Source organism: Providencia sp. PROV141 (assembly GCF_028481645.1).
Classification (GTDB): Bacteria; Pseudomonadota; Gammaproteobacteria; order Enterobacterales; family Enterobacteriaceae; genus Providencia; species Providencia rettgeri.
The window spans coordinates 77,200-95,010 of record NZ_JAMPPR010000001.1 but is presented as its reverse complement, the minus strand read 5'-3'; the positions used below and the strand labels follow the sequence as shown (position 1 = coordinate 95,010).

The following is a 17,811-nucleotide window of genomic DNA, read 5'->3' as shown; positions in this document are numbered from 1 at the left end:
TAAATACAACATGCTATTTGTTGTTTGACTAACGGAGCGTCAGGTATGGGTTGGAAGCCAAATCAGGTCGAGGCGCTACAGAATGATTAAATCCATCAAGGGGATATAAATAATGGGTATTTTTTCACGTTTTGCCGATATCATTAATGCAAACATCGCTTCTTTGTTAGACAAAGCAGAAGATCCGCAAAAAATGATCCGTCTGATGATTCAAGAAATGGAAGACATGCTAGTTGAAATTCGTTCGACATCAGCACGTACCTTAGCTGAAAAGAAAGGTTTAGAGCGCCGTATTGAGATGGGCGAAAAACAAGTTGCTGATTGGCAAGAAAAAGCAGAATTAGCACTGGTGAAAGATAAAGAAGATTTAGCGCGTGCAGCACTGATTGAAAAGCAAAAAGTGAGTGCAATGGTCGACACCTTAAAACACGAGCTGATTATTGTTGATGAAACCTTGACTCGTTTAAAAGGTGAAATCTCTGAATTAGAAAACAAACTGCAAGAAACGCGTGCGAAACAGCAATCAATGGCTGTTCGTATGGAAGCAGCACAATCTAGCCGTAATGTACGTCGCCAACTGGATAGTGGCAAACTGGATGAAGCAATGGCTCGCTTTGAACAGTTTGAGCGCCGTATAGACCATATGGAAGGTGAAGCTCAAAGTTATGGTATTGGTAAACAAAAATCACTGGATCAACAGTTTGCAGAGTTAAAAGCAGACGATGAAATAAGCGCGCAATTAGCGGCGCTTAAAGCTAAAATCAATAAAGATCAGTAACAGTTATTTTGATGCACTGGTACGTCAGCAATATCGTATCAGTGCCATAGATAGGTTAACCATATGTATAAGGATATGTGATGGGCTACGTTTTTCTGTCTCTCGTATTAATTATTTTTCTCATTTTTATTCTGCCTATTTGGCTGTGGCTACATTACAGCAAAAAAAATAATGGGCAGGGGAGTCAGCTAACTGAAAATGAAGTACAACGTTTGATGCAATTAGCAGAGCAAGCATCACAGATGCAGCAACGCATTAAAACGCTTGAAGATATTTTGGATGCAGAACACCCAAATTGGAGGCAAAAATAATGACTCAATTTCGCAACCGCAAACTTTATCGTTTAACGGATAGACGTGTGTTCGGTGGTGTGTGTTCGGGTATTGCTGAGTACTTAGAACTTCCGGTTGCTTTGGTCAGAGCATTAGCCGTATTAGCCTTATTTGTAAGCTTTGGTATTACTTTGATTTTGTACATCGTGATGTGCTTTGTTGTCGAAGCGGCACCAAGTGGCTACCGTTCACAGCAAGATATTGGCCCAGAAGTGAGTAGTCTTATTAACCAAATTGATACACAATTAAAATCCGGTGAAATGAAGTTACGCCAGATTGAAAGATACGTTACTTCAGATACTTATACAGTGAACAGTAAATTTCGAAATCTATAGCAAATCGTATCGCCATCACATGATAAGGGATTAGGTTTCAAAACCAAATCCCTTTTATTTTTTATCAATAAGTGAGTGACATATGGCAAATAACGTTCGTTATCGAATCAAAAAATTTGCAAAGAAACTTATTCTACAAAAAGGTATTCGAATCGCTGCGGTATTACTTATGACATATGGTCCAGCGGGAGTCGTAGGTAAAATCATTAAATTATTGACGAGTAAGTGGTTGCTCAATGTACTAATTAAACGGTTAACCTAATACAATTTGTTTTATGCTAAATTATAGTACGCAATATAACGTAAAATGGGTTTAAATTGAAAGGATAAGTCTTGGGAGGAGCATGAAACGACTGCACAGTGAATTAACGGATTTGATGAATAGAAGTGTTGATCGTCATGTTAGGCTCGCAGTAACAGGGCTTAGCCGTAGTGGAAAAACCGCATTTATTACTTCACTGGTGAACCAACTATTGAATGTGAATGCCGGAGCGCGGCTGCCTTTATTTTCTGCTGCGCGAGATAAGCGATTATTAGGTGTTAAACGGATACCTCACCGTGATTTGTCAGTACCGCGTTTTGCGTATGATGAAGGTATAGCCTCTCTTTATGGGGAGCCCCCGCAATGGCCAACCCCAACAAGGGGAGTCAGTGAAATACGCCTTAAATTACATTACCGTTCAGAAGACTCTTTTTTGCGTCATTTTGTTGATAACTCATCATTATATTTAGAGATTGTCGATTACCCCGGCGAATGGTTGTTGGATTTACCCATGCTAGATTTAAATTATTTAGCGTGGTCTGAACAAATGAACACCTTAATCAAGGGGGAACGTGCACATTTAGCCCAACCGTGGCTGGCATTGTGTGAAAAATGTGACCCTTTAGCGCCAGTTGATGAAAATTTGCTTGCTGAAATTGCAGCTGCTTATACTCAGTATTTAGTGGAATGCAAGGCCCAAGGGCAGCACTTTATTCAACCGGGACGTTTCGTTTTACCCGCTGAATTAGCAGGAGCGCCCGCTCTGCAATTTTTCCCATGGCCGAATGTGGCCAAATATGGCGACAAAAAGCTCGCACAGGCAGGTAAGAACACCAATATTGGCGCATTACAGCAACGTTATCAATATTATTGTGAGCATGTTGTAAAGGGCTTTTATCGTGATTATTTCCAACGTTTCGACCGACAAATTGTGTTAGTTGATTGCTTACAACCGCTAAATAGTGGTGTTGATGCTTTTAATGATATGAGAATGGCATTAACGCAATTAATGCGTAGTTTTCATTATGGAAAGCGCACATTACTGAGGCGTTTATTTTCACCTTGTATTGATAAATTACTCTTTGCCGCAAGCAAGTCAGATCACGTAACACCAGACCAACATGCAAATTTAGTGGCTTTATTGCAACAGTTAGTGCAAGAGGCATGGCAGCATGCTGCGTTTGAGGGGATCAGCATGGATTGTGTGGGGCTAGCATCAATACAAGCCACCGAAAGTGGTTTGGTAGATTATAAAGGTGAAAAATTACCTGCGTTAAAAGGGAATCGGCTAAGTGATGGTCAACCGTTAATGTTTTATCCAGGAGAAGTACCAAAACGCTTACCGAATGAACAATTCTGGCAAACTCAAGGTTTTCAATTTGAAGATTTCAGACCAAGGCCAACGCCAATGGATCAACCATTGCCACACATTCGTATGGACAGTGCGCTTGAATTTTTGTTGGGAGATAAACTGAAATGAATGAACCCTTAAAACAGCGTTTAGATTTTGCTGAAAATAGTGAAAATAAGACGAAAGAATCACTAAAAAAAGCGCAAGTTTTTGATGAGCGAGAACTCGAAAAATTCACTCCAATTTCCTTGGAAACTGAGCAAGATAGCCAAGAGGGTGAAGTTGAAAGCCTGATTAACGAAGCGTTAAAACCAAAACGGAGCTTTTGGCGAAAATTAGTTGGCGCGGCGGCGGGAATTTTTGGAGTCAGCGTCGTTGCTCAACTCGGCGTTTGGATTCACCAATCATGGGTAACACAAGATTGGACTGCGTTAGGTGTCGCTGCTGCGGGCGGTTTAATCGTTGTGGCGGGTGTTGGGTCGGTTGTTGGCGAATGGCGGCGGTTGTATCGCCTGAGAGAACGTGCGGAGGAACGGGACTTTGCACGCGAATTATTGCACAGTCATGGTATGGGGCAAGGAAAGGCTTTTTGTGAAAAATTGGCTAAACAATCTGCGTTATCAATGCAACATCCTGCGATTGTTAATTGGCAAGCCACTCTTCATGACTCGCATAATGATAGGGAAGTTGTTGAATTGTATAGTCGAATGGTTCAGCCTATCCTTGATGAACAAGCTCGCAAAGAAATTAGTCGTTGTTCTGCGGAATCGGCCATCATGATTGCGGTGAGCCCGCTAGCACTGGTGGATATGGCATTTATTGCTTGGCGAAATATTCGTTTAATTAATCGGATCGCGGCAATCTATGGTATTGAACTCGGTTATTACAGCCGAATTCGACTATTTCGCATGGTGCTCATTAATATTGCCTTTGCGGGAGCGTCTGAATTAATTCGTGAAGTGGGGATGGATTGGCTATCTCAAGACATTACTGCACGGTTATCAACACGAGCAGCACAAGGTATTGGAGCAGGCTTGTTAACTGCGCGTTTAGGTATTAAGGCGATGGAATTATGTCGACCACTACCTTGGATAGAAAACAAGCCACGTTTAGCTGATTTTCGCCATCAGTTAATTGGCCAGTTAAAAAATGTCATCCCCAGTAAAAAAGAAAAAGCGTAAAACAATATCATTGGCAGGGTGAGTTGACAGTTTTTGCTCACTCTGCAGCATCATTTATTGATTAATGTGTTTATTCTTATTTCAAGCCTTAAAAAATAAAGGAAAACCGTGATTTTATTTGTTGATGACTATAAAGCTTACAGCTGTCAACAATTTGTGACACAAACACTGTATTCCCTTAATGTTTAAGGCTAAAATACCTTTATTCTCTCGGCTTTTTTGATGAAGGTTCTTACCCATGCGCCTCGAAGTGACCTGCCAAGACCGTATCGGTTTAACGCGTGAATTACTTGATCTTTTAGTTCTACAAAATATTGATTTAAAAGGTATTGAAATCTCTCCTCAACGTAGGATTTACCTCAATTTTACACCTGTAGATTTTCAGGTATTCAGCACATTGATGGCAGAAATACGGCGTATTAATGGTGTTATTGATGTTCGCCGAATTTATTTTATGCCTTCAGAAAGAGAACATAAAGCCGTTTGGGCGCTCTTAAACTCATTTCCAGAACCTGTTTTATCCATCGACAACAAGCTAAATATTGAATTGATTAACCCAATGACATTGCAGTTATTTGGTTATGATGAGGCTAAAATTCGAGAAAAAACCTTTTCACAATTAGTTGGTAGTCAAGGGCTAGTACGTTGGTTTGAACGGGAGTCACCAGAGGCGTACACCGAGAAAGTTGTCATTAAAGGCCAAGACTATTTGATGCAAGTAACACCTATTATTTTGGCTGATGAAAATGGTAAATCCCATTGTACTGGTGCGGTATTACTGTTGAAATCGGCTGCAATTTTAGATAAGCAACGCCAACAAGTTATTGAGGTGGATGGCAGCGGTTTTGAACAAATTATTGCTGTTAGCCCTGTCATGGCAAATGTGGTTGAACGAGCCAAACGTATTGCTATGCTGGATGAGCCATTATTACTTGTTGGTGAAACGGGGACTGGGAAAGATATCTTAGCGAAAGCTTGTCATTTGCATAGTGCGAGAGGAAAAGAACCGTTTTTAGGCTTAAATTGTGCTTCGATGCCGGATGATGTTGTAGAAAGTGAATTATTTGGTTATGCAGCGGGAGCTTATCCAAATGCAGTTGAAGGCAAAAAGGGTTTTTTTGAACAAGCCAACGGCGGAACGGTGTTGCTTGATGAAATTGCTGAAATGTCGCCACAAATGCAAATTAAGTTATTACGTTTTTTAAATGATGGGACATTTAGGCGTGTTGGGGAAGAAAGAGAAGTTAAGGTGAACGTTCGTGTGATTTGTGCAACACAGAAAAATTTACCTGAATTGGTTGCCGAAAAGAAATTCAGAGAGGACCTTTATTATCGTTTGAATGTACTGACATTAACCATTCCTCCATTGCGTGAACGTAAAGAAGATATTCAACCGTTAACCAAAACATTTGTCGCCAGTTTTTCCAAAGAGCTTCATATTGCTGAACCTAAATTGGCACCTTCGTTGATAGAATATTTAAGTAGTTATTATTGGCCGGGTAATGTAAGGCAACTGAGAAATGTTCTTTATCAAGGGTTAACGCAACTTAATGGCAATATATTAGATGCAGATAATATCCAATTACCTGATGTCGTTAATACCCCCGCACTCGCTTTAGATTCACTCAATGGCTCGCTAGATGAAATCACTAAACGTTATGAAGCATCGGTATTAGCTCGTTTATATCGCGATTATCCGAGTACCCGTAAATTAGCTAAACGTTTGGATATTTCTCATACGGCAATCGCCAATAAATTGAGAGAATATGGCCTTAATACGAAAAAAGAGCAAAACTAAATTAAATGTATAAAAGAATAACTTACGTATTCGCAATAATAGGGCTGGTTTTAAGTGGTTCTGGCACAGCAACAACAATGCCGGAAGACGGTTTGAATAAGTATTGCCAAGATGTAGTGCGAACAATGGATGAAATCTATGAAAATGGGGCATTGACTCAGTGTTATTTTAAAGACTTATCGTTATTAGAAGCATACATACAATATAGAACGGCATTAATGGATGGAAAGCAATTTCTTACTGAAAATCTAGAGATTAAACAAAATATTGAAATGCCTTGTCCATCGGACGGTTGTATTGCTATTCGTTATCATTGGAATGATGATAAAAACTTAAAAATTGAACAAGAATTTGCTGGAGGAGAAACCCATCTACAGTTTGTTCAAGACAATAAAGGGACAACTCTCGAAATTATTCAATATCCTGATTAGAACTATGTACTGCTATAGAGTAGGCAACAGGCGAGAGAAAAGCACTTTGCACAAAGGTATTGTTGCCTATTTTTTACTAATTATCTTTTTTATCTCGCGCTTAATATGGCAAAACCCTACTAATACTATTGCTAATTGGTGAATTTTACTGCTATATAACAAAGACAGCTGCTGTTTTAGGGTATCGTAATCTCATCTGATGGGTTTCAGCCTATAAGGAGTTGCCATGGATCAATTCACTATTAATTTCGTTGTAAATCGTAAGCTACGCGAATACATGAGCCAGAGCCATTATAAAAATGATATGTTTGAGTCTGCAGCCTCTGCCGCCGAACTTTATCTGATGAATAAAGCTGCAGTAAAATATTTAACGAAGAAAAATCGTTTTACGTGGGAGGCGCTGGTGAAAAATGGCCATAAGCCTCGAGACCTCATTATTGATATTTTGACATCTTGTTGCCCTGTTACCCAGGACCAAGCCTTAAAAGTATTGAGTACGCTCTCTCATACTTTGATTTCTATAATGAGTGACAACAAGTTATTTGCGAATGTTGTTAATGCAAAGAACCACCAACCGTTGTATTGGGCTCACGTAGACTAGAGTGGCGTTTATATTATTCAATAAAGCGGGAAATTCCCGCTTTATTGTTAACTACAGTGAACTAAATATGACAAAAGCTTATTTCAAACTATTTAATGCGCTGTCGTAATCAGGTTCTTCAGTTATTTCAGGAACTAATTGGCTATAAATAACGTTATTGTTTTCATCTAGGACAACAACGGAACGAGCGTTCAGGCCTTTTAATGGACCACTAGCAATATCAACACCATAGTCATTCGCAAACGAGCCGCTACGGAAAGAAGATAGCGTAACGACATTATCTAAACCTTCTGCGCCACAAAAACGCGCTTGTGCGAAAGGTAGATCAGCAGAAATACATAATACAACAGTGTTATCCAAATCGTTTGCGAGCTTATTAAACTTGCGAACTGACGCTGCACATACGCCAGTGTCGACACTTGGGAAGATATTTAAAACTTTTCGTTTACCTTCATAGGTTTCCAGCGTTGCTTCGCTGAGATCTTTGGTGACAAGGGTAAAAGGTTTAGCTTTTGAGCCCGCTTGTAAAAAGACACCATTAACCGTGATGTCATTACCTTTTAACTTAACTGTCTGCGACATGAATTTTTCTCCCATTCATAAAGTGAGTCACTGATAACTTAATCTATCTTCTAATAAAAAATCTTTGCGATTAAAGGTTTTTTAATGGGCAGTTACGCAGTGCTGAGTTTTACATTTTACTAATGACCAAATTTTATACGGAAACCTTATCACTTACCTTGAGCCCAATATAGGGTAAAACAAGGTAATTTTACCTACTTTTTATTACAGTATGGTGCATCATCATTATATAACTACTAAGCTTTATCAATGCTTGCGTTTTTTGTTATGTGCTTTTTATACTGACCTATGAAGTGTAACAAAAGGAAACCGGTCTGTATTGGTTTCTTGAGTCATTATTTAATTATCAGAGAAATGATAGAGATAGAGTTATGGTTCGATAAGACGAGTATTAATTTATCTATATTTGAGTTAGGGAATCAATTGATTACACGGGAAATGTGGATATTTAAAATATGAAGGCATATGATAAATTAAGATAAACAACAGAGTAATTGCGACTTGATATTACGCATGTTAGATATGGTTTTTACATCATAACTTTATGTTTTTATTGTTATAGTGGATTTTTCCAACATTCAAATTACCTAAATGAAACTTAATCAGTAAATGCAGTAACGTTGTTAATAATAGCATCTTCATTTGAAATCATTTAACTAGGCTTTTAGTTAACTTTATTTATATTAACAAGATAGAAAATATAATGCATAAACATTCATTTACATCTTTAGCGATTTTGATTTCTTCAGTTTTTGTTACTACACCAGCTATTAGTGCCGTGATACCTACAGGCACAGTTTTAGCTGAAAACCAAGAAGTTACACGACATTTAAAAGATGAGCCTGCATCTTTGGATCCAGTAAAATCAGTGGGGTTAACAGAGGCGCAAGTCATGCGTGACTTATTTGAAGGGCTGGTTAATCAAGATGATCATGGAAAGCCGATCCCTGGAGTCGCTCAACATTGGGATACGGCTGATAATCGTATTTGGACATTTACACTGAGACCTGACGCACATTGGTCAAATGGTGACCCTGTCACGGCTCAAGATTTTGTTTATAGTTGGCAGCGACTTGTTTCACCTGGAACAACATCGCCATTTGCTTGGTTTGCCGCACTAGCAGGCATTAACAATGCGCAAGATATTATTGATGGTAAATTGCCAGTTGAGCAACTAGGTGTTGAAGCGGTTGATACGCGCACACTAAAGATTACTCTAAATAAGCCGGTATCTTATTTTCCTTCATTAACGGCTAACTTTAGCTTATTTCCTGTTCACCAAGAAACTGTTGAAAAGTTTGGTAATGACTGGATAAAAGCCGGAAATTTAGTTGGAAATGGTGCTTTTATTTTATCTGACAGAGTGGTTAATGAAAAAATTGTTTTGGTACCAAATAAGAATTATTGGGATCATCAAAATACAGTCATCACTAAAGTCACTTTTGTCCCGATTAACCAAGAGTCCCATGCAACGAATCGTTATTTAGCGGGTGACCTAGATATTACCGAATCATTTCCAAAACAGCGCTATCAAAAATTATTAAAAGATATTCCTAATGAAGTCTTTACACCGGATCAATTAGGGACCTATTACTATGCTTTTAATACCCAACGTGCACCAACGGATGACGTTCGTGTTAGAAAAGCGTTATCCATGGCGATTGACCGCCAATTAATTGCGAATAAGGTATTAGGTACAGGGGAGAAGCCCGCAAATTATTTTACTCCTGATGTCACTGATGGCTTTAAGCCCGAAAAAGGGCTTTATAATAGCTATTCACAAAAAGAGTTAGACCAGCAAGCAAAAGTGTTATTGCAACAAGCAGGCTTTGGGCCAAATCTCCCATTAGAATTAACGTTATTATACAATAGCTCAGAAAATCATCAGAAAATTGCGATAGCAATTGCTTCTATGTGGAAGAAAAAGCTAGGCGCTGAGGTCAAATTAGTTAATCAAGAATGGAAAACCTATATAGATAGCCGTAATACGGGAAATTTTGATGTTATACGCGCATCATGGATAGGTGATTTTAATGAGCCTTCAACCTTTTTGTCTCTACTCACTTCTCAGCATAGTGGCAATATACCAAAATTCAATAACCATGCATATGATGAGGTTATTGCATCGGCGAGTATTGAAACAAATGCGCAATTACGCAACCGTTATTATAATAATGCGGAGGCTATCATTGCAAAAGAAGCACCAATCGCACCTATTTACCAATATACCAATGCACGCCTAATTAAGCCTTGGCTAAAGGGTTACCCGATTAACAACCCTGAAGATGTCGCTTATAGCCATAGTTTTTATATTATTAAACATTAACGAAGATCTCAGCCTGCACATGTTGTGGGCTGTTTTTTCTGACGGAAAGAAAAAAGCTCCTTCCTCTGGAGAATGGGAAGGAGGACCAAAAAAAGGAATAAACACTACCTTTTTATAATAAAAAACTCATCGTAAATTTTATTGCTCATTTGTGTCAATTATGTGGTTTTATTTAGCAAAAATGGCGATATTTTGTGATTTATGGGGAATTGTCTGTTTTTATAAGATGTTAATCTCAATCTTTTTCTTTGTTGTTTTATTCATGTATTGTGGGAGCGATTCTTGAAATAATTGCAAAGAATTATTTATTCGACTACAAATACCGTATTGATTATAAAAGGGAGATATTGCATGGGGCTGATTTATGGTTCTTTATTCCAAAATTCAAATCCTGTACATGCATTTCAGTTAAATGGAGACGGTGGGTTACTTCCCATTGATGTGAATGCGAGTGCGAGCCAGCAGTCTCCGTTCTGGCTTCATTATGATTATAAAGATCCTCAAAGTTTTAATTGGATTCAGCAATCAGACCTCTTTAATGAACAAGTTAAGTCTGCGTTATCAGGGCATTCAGGGCGTTGGCGTTTGATACGTGTTGGTGATGGCATTTTATTAACATTGCAAACTTTAAATACCAATACTGGCCAGCGGCCTGAGCAATTAGTTGCATTTCGAGTATTTATTAATAACCGGGTAATTATTTCTAGCCGTCACCGAAAAGTAAACTCTTTAGACTCTGTTATTGATGACTTAAAACAGGGAGTAGGTGCGCAAAGCACGGGTGATTGGTTAGTTGAGGTTGCTGATTCTATTACAGATGAAATAAGTGATTTTACAGATTCTTTGCATGAGCGTTTAATTGATATGGAAGACGCCATATTAAATGGCCAAATTCCTGATAGAGGGGAATTTGCATTACTCCGTAAGCAAATTATTGTAATCCGTCGTTATATGGCTCCACAACGAGATATGTTTTCTCGCTTAACAACGGAAAAATTACTTTGGTTAGATGAAACTAATCGTCGTCGAATTCAAGAAATTTCTGACCGGTTAGGGCGTTGCATTGAAGATCTCGATGGATTTATAGCACGCACAGCGATTATTTCTGATGAGATAACGAACATGATGACTGAAATGATGAACCGGCGTATTTATACAATGTCATTAATGGCCATGATATTCTTACCAACAACGTTTTTAACGGGTTTGTTTGGTGTGAATTTAGGGGGGATCCCCGGTAATGAATTCCGCTTTGCCTTTAGTGTCTTTTGCGTTTTATTAGCCGTTTTAATTGCAACCGTCTTGTGGTGGCTAAGAAAAAGCCGATGGCTCTAATATTGATGACTTATTTCCTATAACCGGACCTAGTTTGAGATAAATCAATAAAACTACTGAGGTTTTAGTGCAGTATTAGTCCTGCAGGTGAATGCAACGTTGAGCGATGAACGTTGTGCTCCATAATTGTAGTTTTTCTCATATTGAGTTCTTATACAGAATAATTGACCACTGTAATGCCGATGTAATTTACATCGGCTTTTTTTTGCATTAAATCTGAGTAAAAAATAACCTCCCAATAGGAGGTTATCAATTAATATTATTTAACTTCAATAATATCAAGGCGTTCAGCTGAAAAATCGGGCTTATCATCTTCATCTATAAAAGACTGGAGAGGCAGCTCCTCTTTGTCAAAGGCAAGATCACCGCCATTGATAACTTCATCTCCATGAGAAATATTCTTGAAATCAAATAATTCTGTATCACATAAATGAGATGGAACAATGTTTTGAGTAGCGCGGAACATTGTTTCGATACGGCCAGGATAACGCTTATCCCAATCACGTAGCATCTCTTTAATAACTTGACGTTGCAGGTTTGGTTGAGAACCACATAGATTACAAGGAATAATTGGAAATTCTTTAGCCTGCGCAAAGCGCTCAATATCTTTTTCTCGGCAGTAAGCTAGTGGGCGGATAACAATGTGTTTTCCGTCATCGCTCATTAATTTAGGAGGCATGCCTTTTAACTTACCGCCATAAAACATATTTAGGAACATGGTCTGTAAAATATCATCACGGTGGTGACCAAGTGCAATTTTAGTTGCGCCTAATTCAGTTGCTGTACGATACAGAATTCCACGTCGTAAACGAGAGCACAATGAACAAGTTGTTTTCCCTTCAGGAATTTTTTCCTTTACGATCCCATAGGTATTTTCTTCAACAATTTTGTACTCCACACCAAGATTTTCAAGGTATGCAGGTAAAATATGCTCAGGGAAGCCAGGTTGTTTTTGGTCCAAATTAACCGCAACTAATGAAAACTGGATAGGGGCACTTTTTTGCAAACTTTGCAGGATGGAAAGCAGTGTGTAACTATCTTTACCTCCTGACAAGCAAACCATTATTCGGTCACCGTCTTCTATCATGTTAAAGTCAGCGATTGCTTGGCCAACATCACGGCGAATTCTTTTTTGCAACTTATTTAAGTTGTACTGTTCTTTATTGGTCGTCATTCTATATTGTTCTGCTACTGGGGTTTATGTTGCTGATGGTTAATTGTACTTTCAGCCGTTAAGTTATTATTGTTCTGTGCTTAAAGCGTAATCAGCGAGATCTATAAAAAGAGGCTCATAATAGCAGAAGCTGGGGGGAGAGTGATACCAGTTAGTTAAAAGAGGTGAAAATCTGTTGAGGTATGGCGTCTTCTTTATAGCCTTTATCTTATTGTATAAGCACTACTGAGAACTTAGTCTATAACAAAATACGGAGGAAATATGCCTGCAACTGACCCAATTGAATTGGTTTCTTCTTTACTCGCCAGCACCATTAAAATGGTAATTACGCCAATGGAATATTTTTTTCAAAGTGGCACTATTGGGGATGCCATTTATATAAGCGTATTATTTTTGAGTTAAAGATTTATCATAACGAGATTAACCCAAGACAAATGAAGGAAGGCTGGCTTCCTTCATAACGGTGGGTATCTGCGGTACTAATAAGCTAGTTCATCACATAATTTTTGTAACTCAGTTAAAAATTTACCTACATGGAAGCCATCGCAAACAGCATGATGTACTTGTACTGCTAGAGGAAGCCATATTTTATTATTGTCACCATAGTATTTTCCCATAGTGAATATAGGGGTAAAGATATTAGTAATATCTGCAATATTTAGATTAAAACTATCAAATGAAACCCAGGGTAAAGATGACACATAGAATACATTTTCAATTTGCTGTGATTGAGGGTGCAAATTGAGATTATCTTTATGCAACATTAATTGGTGGTGATAATTCTCCATAAATATCGCCATTTCTGATGAGTATTCGCACCATAATGAAGAAAAGGTTTCAGTATCTTTATGGAAAATAGTAAAACTAGGGTGTACTTTATCCCATAAAATAAGCTCATCATTTTTTTTTGCAAATCTAAATTCTTTGCAAGTGTTAGCTACCCGCGCTAATAAATAAATCACTGAAGGGTAAAAGCTATAACCTTTTGAATTTATGTATTTTTTTAAATTGGTGATATCTATTTTAGTTGTTAAACTAAACCCACAATTCATGGTTTTTTCGTAGGTATTGTAATGTTCTTTACGTAACCATGTATCTATATTAAATTTAGTATAATTCATAATTTTTCCTTCTAATAAGTTAATGTTATTGTTATTAGAAGGGAGACTTCTCTGATTTTGATTGGCTCATAGTGATTCTTTATATCATATTGAAGTTATGTCTACATTTTAACTAGACGGCTTATGCTTGTCGATATGTATAGTTTAATCTCTTTAATATAAGGCACAATTTGCGTGATAGTAAAATATACCTATGGGCATGACTGTGCGTTGACGTAGGTGTCAAATAATGTTTTGACATCTACGTTGAGTATTTTAGAGAGTATTACAAGGTGGTCAATAAATATGGAAAGAGTTCCATCTTCATATTTTATATATGATTTTTCAGAAATAGATATTAATTCAGCCATTTTTTTTGTCGTAATTTGATGTTCAACACGCTTTTGTTTAATAAATTCACCTAATACAACATTGCCAACATTATTTTTATTCATAGTAACCTGTTATAAATTTGTTTTTGTTTTTTTATTATCTTAGATGAGAGTTAATGTTCAATGGGTAATAATCTGTAAATTTAATAAAGAATAAATTTTAGGCAGTGAAGTTAAAGTGATTATTATAAAACTAGAGTTAGTGTAATAAACGATAATAAATAACATTATTGTATTTTATAATCAAAAGTCGAGAGTTGATTAATATTAAATTCTATTTAATTGCACAAAATGTGATTTTTAACTAGATAACATGTCAATTTTGCTACCATTATTTAACAGAAACTATCTTAACAATAACTATTGAAGACAGTGTCTGTTAATAGATAATATTGATTAAGCAGATAGCGCAACTTCAATTGCTTTTTGAGCATGAATGGCGGTGGTATCAAATATGTTTACTGTAGTATCATATTGATTAACAAGTAATGTTATTTCAGTGCATCCTAAAATGATACCTTCAGCACCTTTTTCTACCAGAGATGCCATTATACGTTGATATTCCTTTTTAGATTCTTTGTTTATTTTCCCTAAGCATAATTCATTATAAATAATATCATGAACTATTTTTCTATCTTGGTCGCTAGGTACTAATACATCCAAATTAAACTTATCAATCAACCTTTGCTTATAGAAGGGCTGCTCCATCGTAAACGAAGTTCCTAAGAGCCCAATTGTTTTTATACTTGACTGTGTAATGCGTTCACCTGTTGCATCAGCTATATGTAATAATGGAAGACTGGTTTGAGATTCAATGAGTGGAGCTACTTTATGCATAGTATTGGTGCAAAGAACCAGAAAATCAGCGCCTGCAAGCTTTAAACGCTCTCCTGCATCTGCTAAACATTGTGCTGCCAAATCCCATTGCCCATTGGACTGATACTGTTCTATCTCAGCGAAATCGACGCTATATAAAACAATTTTAGCAGAATGTAGGCCACCTAACTGTTGTTTCACTCCTTCATTAAGTTGTTGGTAGTATAGTAATGTAGATTCCCAGCTCATACCGCCAATGAGGCCTATTGTTTTCATTTCTCAAGTTCCTATTATCATGCAGTGTTATTATTTTTCTTACTATACTGATTGTTTACAGAGGATCACAATAGAAATGAGAAATTTTCTAGGGGATTAAGAGTAAAAAATAGTTGTAATATTAAACTCAATTTAACATTACAAATAATAAGGTTTTAATGTTGGACTTATTTAAATAACAAAATGATAAATATAAGAATATTTACGTTTTAAAGATGGATTTTAATTGATATCTGGTTATCATCATAATGAACATTATTTCTATAAATTTGGTCATATATGGCGAGAATAAAAATGAATTTTTTTAAAGTAATCATTGCGATACTTATTTTTGGTGCTGCATTTCTGTTAGGGGCACTATATATGAAACCAACTCAACTGAGTTTAGTTGAGCAAGTGAAAAAGAATGTTTATGATGTTCTAGCGTACCCACAAGCAGCAAAGTTTAGAAATATTGAATATCACTTTTCTCGCTACACTGCGGATAATGGTAAGGTTGGTTATGTTTGTGGAGAGGTGTATCGATATAAAAATGATAAACCTGACGGATTTAAGCGTTTTATTGTTAAATCCTATACCAATGATGAAGGCCGCATGGATATTTCTATTCCGTTTATTGACGGAGGACATGAAATATTATTGCCTGAACAGGTTAACCAAATTTGGAAAGATAAGTGCTCAAGTCCTGCTTCACCGCTAGAGTAAGGAACTACGTGTGCTAAAATTTTGTAGCACACGCTTTTAGGTTATTTGTTATGTAGTCTGTTGGTTTATACATTTTAATGCTGCAGGGCGGTTATTATTTTTTATAATAGTCAAGTAAAAATGATGTATTAGGACTTTCTGTCGGGGTTAATAACCAACGTTGGATTGATAATGTGATAACGATATTTGCTAGAGAAAATGGTTTTCATAGAGATAGTTCTGATGATTTTTTTTGGGCTTATTTTGTGATAACACAGATTCAATTATTTACATTTTTTCATTCCATAAATGGATACTTTTTGAGGTTGTCGTAGAAAAAAAGAATCCTGTCTTACCCTAATATAATTTTAGCGTAAAGCATATAGTAACCATTTAAAACTAATAAGTAAAACTGGATTATATATTACTGGCTTAGTGTTATACTGAATAGGTTACACTTTGTTTTGTTATTATTATGAAACAAAAAAGCCTTTGTGGTCAACGATGACTATATTTTTGATGTTCATTTTTTAATGAATTTTTAATTTAGTAGTTTAAGGAGTCGATAATGGTTAGTAATAATAATGCGCGTCGTTTGTTAGGTATGCCTTATAAATTAAGTCGTTCTAAGAAAAACATACGTGTTTCGCTAAGTTCTAAAGATAATGCTACAGTTGCGGTGCAAAAGAATAAAGCGACAGAAAAGAAAACATATCATTCAGTAACTGTTTTTTACCCAGAATATGTTATTAGTTAATTGAATGAATGTAACCCTCTAGTCTTCACTAGGGGGTTGATGCTATTTAATTAAAATTAGACTTTTCTTATTAACTTACGTTAACTCATTTCAATATACACCATTCCTACGAGTAACATTCAGCCCCTCTTATTATAAAAATAAACGGTAGTCATAAAATAGATTAAGCGATATTATCTATATTAATTAAAAGCTAAAAGAAAGATCACTATTGGGTGTTGTAGAATGAAATTTTATTGTTGCTTACTATTTTTATTTTGTTTTTCTCTTTCAGGGTGTTCTACTCAATTTAAATCAGATGAAGAAACTAATCGCTTAAAATTTAATATTCAACACGCAAATACGGTTCCTATTGAGGATTCCGTTGAGCCGTTGGCGGTTTCCGATATGTTACCAGGTGATATTCTTTTATCGTCTGCTACAGGGTTAAATTCATGGGGAATTCGATTATTTAGTATTAGCGGGGTAAGCCATGCATCTATTTATCTAGGCTTGGGCGAAGTTGCTGAATCTGTTGGAAGTGGCGTTAGGATCATTACCTTAGACCAAGCAGTGAGAGATTCTAATAACATGGTGGTATTGAGACAAGCAGGTTTAACATCATTACATGCAGAAAAATTGCGCGAATTTTCAGTTCAAAATAATGGAAATAAGTATAACTATAAAGGTATTGTGATGATTGCTCCCTGGATGATCACAAAAAGAGTATGTGAACTTCCGTTAATTGGTGAAACGATACGTAATTTTTGCTTAAAAACCTTAGCTAAAGTTCAATTAGGCGATGATATAGACCAAGCTAATGGCTTCTTTTGTTCGCAGTTTGTCCTAGATGCTTATAAGTATGCGGGTATTCCCTTATTTGAAGGTAACTCATCATGGATAACACCTGCGGATATATTGCATATGCGTACAGGTGATGTACCGACTTTTGTACCAACTCAACGTCTAGCGTATGTTGGCCATTTGAAATCATGGAGCTTTAGTAGTGCAATACGCGGGAAATAATAGGTAATTTTAAATAAAAAAAAGGCCAACATTTAAAGTTGGCCTGCTAAACTGGAAGCAATGTGAGCAATGTCGTTTGTGATAAACCTGAGTGATTTACTCAAGTATTCACGAGGTAAAAGATAACCATTCTCATTTAAGAAATCAACCCCTTTTTTTATGCAGTTACTCATTCACTTTCCCTGTTTGTTTTCATTTTTTGTTTATATAAAACAATCTATTGTGTATTTATTTCTAATCAAAATTGCGTTTTTAACAAAAAAAAATTTTTTTAATTGATATTAATGAGATTATT

Annotated in this window: 21 protein-coding genes; 15 read left to right on the top strand and 6 right to left on the bottom strand. The window is 36.5% G+C overall.

What is annotated here, in order from left to right:
- Positions 1 to 112 precede the first annotated feature (112 nt).
- The 9 genes from pspA to PSF09_RS00425 all read left to right on the top strand — a co-directional run bounded on the left by pspA (position 113) and on the right by PSF09_RS00425 (position 7,069).
- A complete protein-coding gene (gene pspA / locus PSF09_RS00465) occupies positions 113 to 778 on the top strand; it encodes a phage shock protein PspA (protein WP_272683324.1) in 666 nt (221 codons plus the stop codon).
- A gap of 80 nt (positions 779 to 858) precedes the next feature.
- A complete protein-coding gene (pspB, locus tag PSF09_RS00460) occupies positions 859 to 1,089 on the top strand; it encodes an envelope stress response membrane protein PspB (RefSeq protein WP_004910474.1) in 231 nt (76 codons plus the stop codon).
- The gene (gene pspC, locus PSF09_RS00455) at positions 1,089 to 1,445 is read left to right on the top strand and encodes an envelope stress response membrane protein PspC (RefSeq protein ID WP_210839442.1); all 357 of its coding nucleotides are present in this window, start codon (positions 1,089 to 1,091) and stop codon (positions 1,443 to 1,445) included. The genes pspB and pspC overlap by 1 nt, the downstream gene beginning before the upstream one ends.
- 82 nt (positions 1,446 to 1,527) lie before the next feature.
- Entirely contained in the window at positions 1,528 to 1,707 is a 180-nt protein-coding gene (locus PSF09_RS00450) for a hypothetical protein (protein WP_115167360.1), read from the top strand.
- Positions 1,708 to 1,789: 82 nt separating this feature from the next.
- A complete protein-coding gene (locus tag PSF09_RS00445; RefSeq protein WP_004910478.1) occupies positions 1,790 to 3,187 on the top strand; it encodes a YcjX family protein in 1,398 nt (465 codons plus the stop codon).
- Positions 3,184 to 4,239: a YcjF family protein gene (locus tag PSF09_RS00440; RefSeq protein WP_272665042.1), complete on the top strand. Its 1,056-nt coding sequence runs from the start codon at positions 3,184 to 3,186 to the stop codon at positions 4,237 to 4,239. Before PSF09_RS00445 ends, PSF09_RS00440 begins: the two co-directional genes overlap by 4 nt.
- 238 nt (positions 4,240 to 4,477) lie before the next feature.
- On the top strand, positions 4,478 to 6,037 hold the full coding sequence (tyrR, locus tag PSF09_RS00435; RefSeq protein WP_272665041.1) for a transcriptional regulator TyrR: 1,560 nt from the start codon (positions 4,478 to 4,480) through the stop codon (positions 6,035 to 6,037).
- A 5-nt stretch (positions 6,038 to 6,042) separates the two neighbouring features.
- Positions 6,043 to 6,468 carry a hypothetical protein gene (locus PSF09_RS00430; protein ID WP_272683323.1) on the top strand — a complete coding sequence of 142 codons (426 nt, stop codon included), beginning with the start codon at positions 6,043 to 6,045 and terminating at the stop codon, positions 6,466 to 6,468.
- A gap of 226 nt (positions 6,469 to 6,694) precedes the next feature.
- A complete protein-coding gene (locus PSF09_RS00425) occupies positions 6,695 to 7,069 on the top strand; it encodes an ATP-binding protein (RefSeq protein WP_102139676.1) in 375 nt (124 codons plus the stop codon).
- Positions 7,070 to 7,147: 78 nt separating this feature from the next.
- Here the strand turns inward: PSF09_RS00425 and tpx are convergent, their stop codons facing one another.
- Positions 7,148 to 7,651 carry a thiol peroxidase gene (gene tpx / locus PSF09_RS00420; RefSeq protein ID WP_004910486.1) on the bottom strand — a complete coding sequence of 168 codons (504 nt, stop codon included), beginning with the start codon at positions 7,649 to 7,651 and terminating at the stop codon, positions 7,148 to 7,150.
- 703 nt (positions 7,652 to 8,354) lie between these two features.
- Here tpx and PSF09_RS00415 point away from each other — a divergent pair.
- Together PSF09_RS00415 and zntB are read left to right on the top strand one after the other, a co-directional pair.
- Entirely contained in the window at positions 8,355 to 9,977 is a 1,623-nt protein-coding gene (locus tag PSF09_RS00415; protein WP_272683322.1) for a peptide ABC transporter substrate-binding protein, read from the top strand.
- A gap of 351 nt (positions 9,978 to 10,328) precedes the next feature.
- On the top strand, positions 10,329 to 11,312 hold the full coding sequence (gene zntB / locus PSF09_RS00410; RefSeq protein ID WP_210839456.1) for a zinc transporter ZntB: 984 nt from the start codon (positions 10,329 to 10,331) through the stop codon (positions 11,310 to 11,312).
- Between the two features lie 259 nt (positions 11,313 to 11,571).
- Here zntB and ttcA read toward each other — a convergent pair whose 3' ends face one another.
- Complete coding sequence (gene ttcA / locus PSF09_RS00405) at positions 11,572 to 12,486, bottom strand: tRNA 2-thiocytidine(32) synthetase TtcA (RefSeq protein ID WP_272665038.1); 915 nt, start codon at positions 12,484 to 12,486, stop codon at positions 11,572 to 11,574.
- 261 nt (positions 12,487 to 12,747) lie between these two features.
- On the opposite strand from ttcA, the gene PSF09_RS00400 reads away from it, so the two are divergent.
- Entirely contained in the window at positions 12,748 to 12,888 is a 141-nt protein-coding gene (locus tag PSF09_RS00400) for a hypothetical protein (RefSeq protein ID WP_272665037.1), read from the top strand.
- Between the two features lie 77 nt (positions 12,889 to 12,965).
- On the opposite strand, the gene catA is transcribed toward PSF09_RS00400, so the two are convergent.
- From catA to PSF09_RS00385, 3 genes are all read right to left on the bottom strand, one after another.
- A complete protein-coding gene (catA, locus tag PSF09_RS00395; RefSeq protein ID WP_272665036.1) occupies positions 12,966 to 13,607 on the bottom strand; it encodes a type A chloramphenicol O-acetyltransferase in 642 nt (213 codons plus the stop codon).
- A 191-nt stretch (positions 13,608 to 13,798) separates the two neighbouring features.
- Complete coding sequence (locus PSF09_RS00390; RefSeq protein WP_210839464.1) at positions 13,799 to 14,041, bottom strand: helix-turn-helix domain-containing protein; 243 nt, start codon at positions 14,039 to 14,041, stop codon at positions 13,799 to 13,801.
- Between the two features lie 333 nt (positions 14,042 to 14,374).
- Positions 14,375 to 15,070, bottom strand: a complete 696-nt coding sequence (locus tag PSF09_RS00385) for an aspartate/glutamate racemase family protein (protein ID WP_210840511.1) — start codon at positions 15,068 to 15,070, stop codon at positions 14,375 to 14,377.
- Positions 15,071 to 15,433: 363 nt separating this feature from the next.
- Here PSF09_RS00385 and PSF09_RS00380 point away from each other — a divergent pair, with 363 nt between their 5' ends.
- The 3 genes from PSF09_RS00380 (at position 15,434) to PSF09_RS00370 (ending at position 17,516) form a co-directional block, all read left to right on the top strand.
- Complete coding sequence (locus PSF09_RS00380) at positions 15,434 to 15,775, top strand: hypothetical protein (RefSeq protein ID WP_181937006.1); 342 nt, start codon at positions 15,434 to 15,436, stop codon at positions 15,773 to 15,775.
- Positions 15,776 to 16,322: 547 nt separating this feature from the next.
- Positions 16,323 to 16,511: a stationary-phase-induced ribosome-associated protein gene (gene sra, locus PSF09_RS00375; protein WP_210838940.1), complete on the top strand. Its 189-nt coding sequence runs from the start codon at positions 16,323 to 16,325 to the stop codon at positions 16,509 to 16,511.
- Between the two features lie 225 nt (positions 16,512 to 16,736).
- On the top strand, positions 16,737 to 17,516 hold the full coding sequence (locus tag PSF09_RS00370) for a YaeF family permuted papain-like enzyme (RefSeq protein ID WP_272665035.1): 780 nt from the start codon (positions 16,737 to 16,739) through the stop codon (positions 17,514 to 17,516).
- Positions 17,517 to 17,548: 32 nt separating this feature from the next.
- On the opposite strand, the gene PSF09_RS00365 is transcribed toward PSF09_RS00370, so the two are convergent.
- Positions 17,549 to 17,689, bottom strand: coding sequence for a hypothetical protein (locus PSF09_RS00365; protein WP_210838936.1), 141 nt, complete (start codon positions 17,687 to 17,689; stop codon positions 17,549 to 17,551).
- Positions 17,690 to 17,811 lie beyond the last annotated feature (122 nt).

Bases quoted from the DNA above. Each gene is read 5' to 3' on its own strand.
- pspA (WP_272683324.1), top strand. From the start codon at position 113: ATGGGTATTTTTTCACGTTTTGCCGATATCATTAATGCAAACATCGCT.
- pspB (WP_004910474.1), top strand. From the start codon at position 859: ATGGGCTACGTTTTTCTGTCTCTCGTATTAATTATTTTTCTCATTTTT.
- pspC (WP_210839442.1), top strand. From the start codon at position 1,089: ATGACTCAATTTCGCAACCGCAAACTTTATCGTTTAACGGATAGACGT.
- PSF09_RS00450 (WP_115167360.1), top strand. From the start codon at position 1,528: ATGGCAAATAACGTTCGTTATCGAATCAAAAAATTTGCAAAGAAACTT.
- PSF09_RS00445 (WP_004910478.1), top strand. From the start codon at position 1,790: ATGAAACGACTGCACAGTGAATTAACGGATTTGATGAATAGAAGTGTT.
- PSF09_RS00440 (WP_272665042.1), top strand. From the start codon at position 3,184: ATGAATGAACCCTTAAAACAGCGTTTAGATTTTGCTGAAAATAGTGAA.
- tyrR (WP_272665041.1), top strand. From the start codon at position 4,478: ATGCGCCTCGAAGTGACCTGCCAAGACCGTATCGGTTTAACGCGTGAA.
- PSF09_RS00430 (WP_272683323.1), top strand. From the start codon at position 6,043: ATGTATAAAAGAATAACTTACGTATTCGCAATAATAGGGCTGGTTTTA.
- PSF09_RS00425 (WP_102139676.1), top strand. From the start codon at position 6,695: ATGGATCAATTCACTATTAATTTCGTTGTAAATCGTAAGCTACGCGAA.
- tpx (WP_004910486.1), bottom strand. From the start codon at position 7,651: ATGTCGCAGACAGTTAAGTTAAAAGGTAATGACATCACGGTTAATGGT.
- PSF09_RS00415 (WP_272683322.1), top strand. From the start codon at position 8,355: ATGCATAAACATTCATTTACATCTTTAGCGATTTTGATTTCTTCAGTT.
- zntB (WP_210839456.1), top strand. From the start codon at position 10,329: ATGGGGCTGATTTATGGTTCTTTATTCCAAAATTCAAATCCTGTACAT.
- ttcA (WP_272665038.1), bottom strand. From the start codon at position 12,486: ATGACGACCAATAAAGAACAGTACAACTTAAATAAGTTGCAAAAAAGA.
- PSF09_RS00400 (WP_272665037.1), top strand. From the start codon at position 12,748: ATGCCTGCAACTGACCCAATTGAATTGGTTTCTTCTTTACTCGCCAGC.
- catA (WP_272665036.1), bottom strand. From the start codon at position 13,607: ATGAATTATACTAAATTTAATATAGATACATGGTTACGTAAAGAACAT.
- PSF09_RS00390 (WP_210839464.1), bottom strand. From the start codon at position 14,041: ATGAATAAAAATAATGTTGGCAATGTTGTATTAGGTGAATTTATTAAA.
- PSF09_RS00385 (WP_210840511.1), bottom strand. From the start codon at position 15,070: ATGAAAACAATAGGCCTCATTGGCGGTATGAGCTGGGAATCTACATTA.
- PSF09_RS00380 (WP_181937006.1), top strand. From the start codon at position 15,434: ATGAAACCAACTCAACTGAGTTTAGTTGAGCAAGTGAAAAAGAATGTT.
- sra (WP_210838940.1), top strand. From the start codon at position 16,323: ATGGTTAGTAATAATAATGCGCGTCGTTTGTTAGGTATGCCTTATAAA.
- PSF09_RS00370 (WP_272665035.1), top strand. From the start codon at position 16,737: ATGAAATTTTATTGTTGCTTACTATTTTTATTTTGTTTTTCTCTTTCA.
- PSF09_RS00365 (WP_210838936.1), bottom strand. From the start codon at position 17,689: ATGAGTAACTGCATAAAAAAAGGGGTTGATTTCTTAAATGAGAATGGT.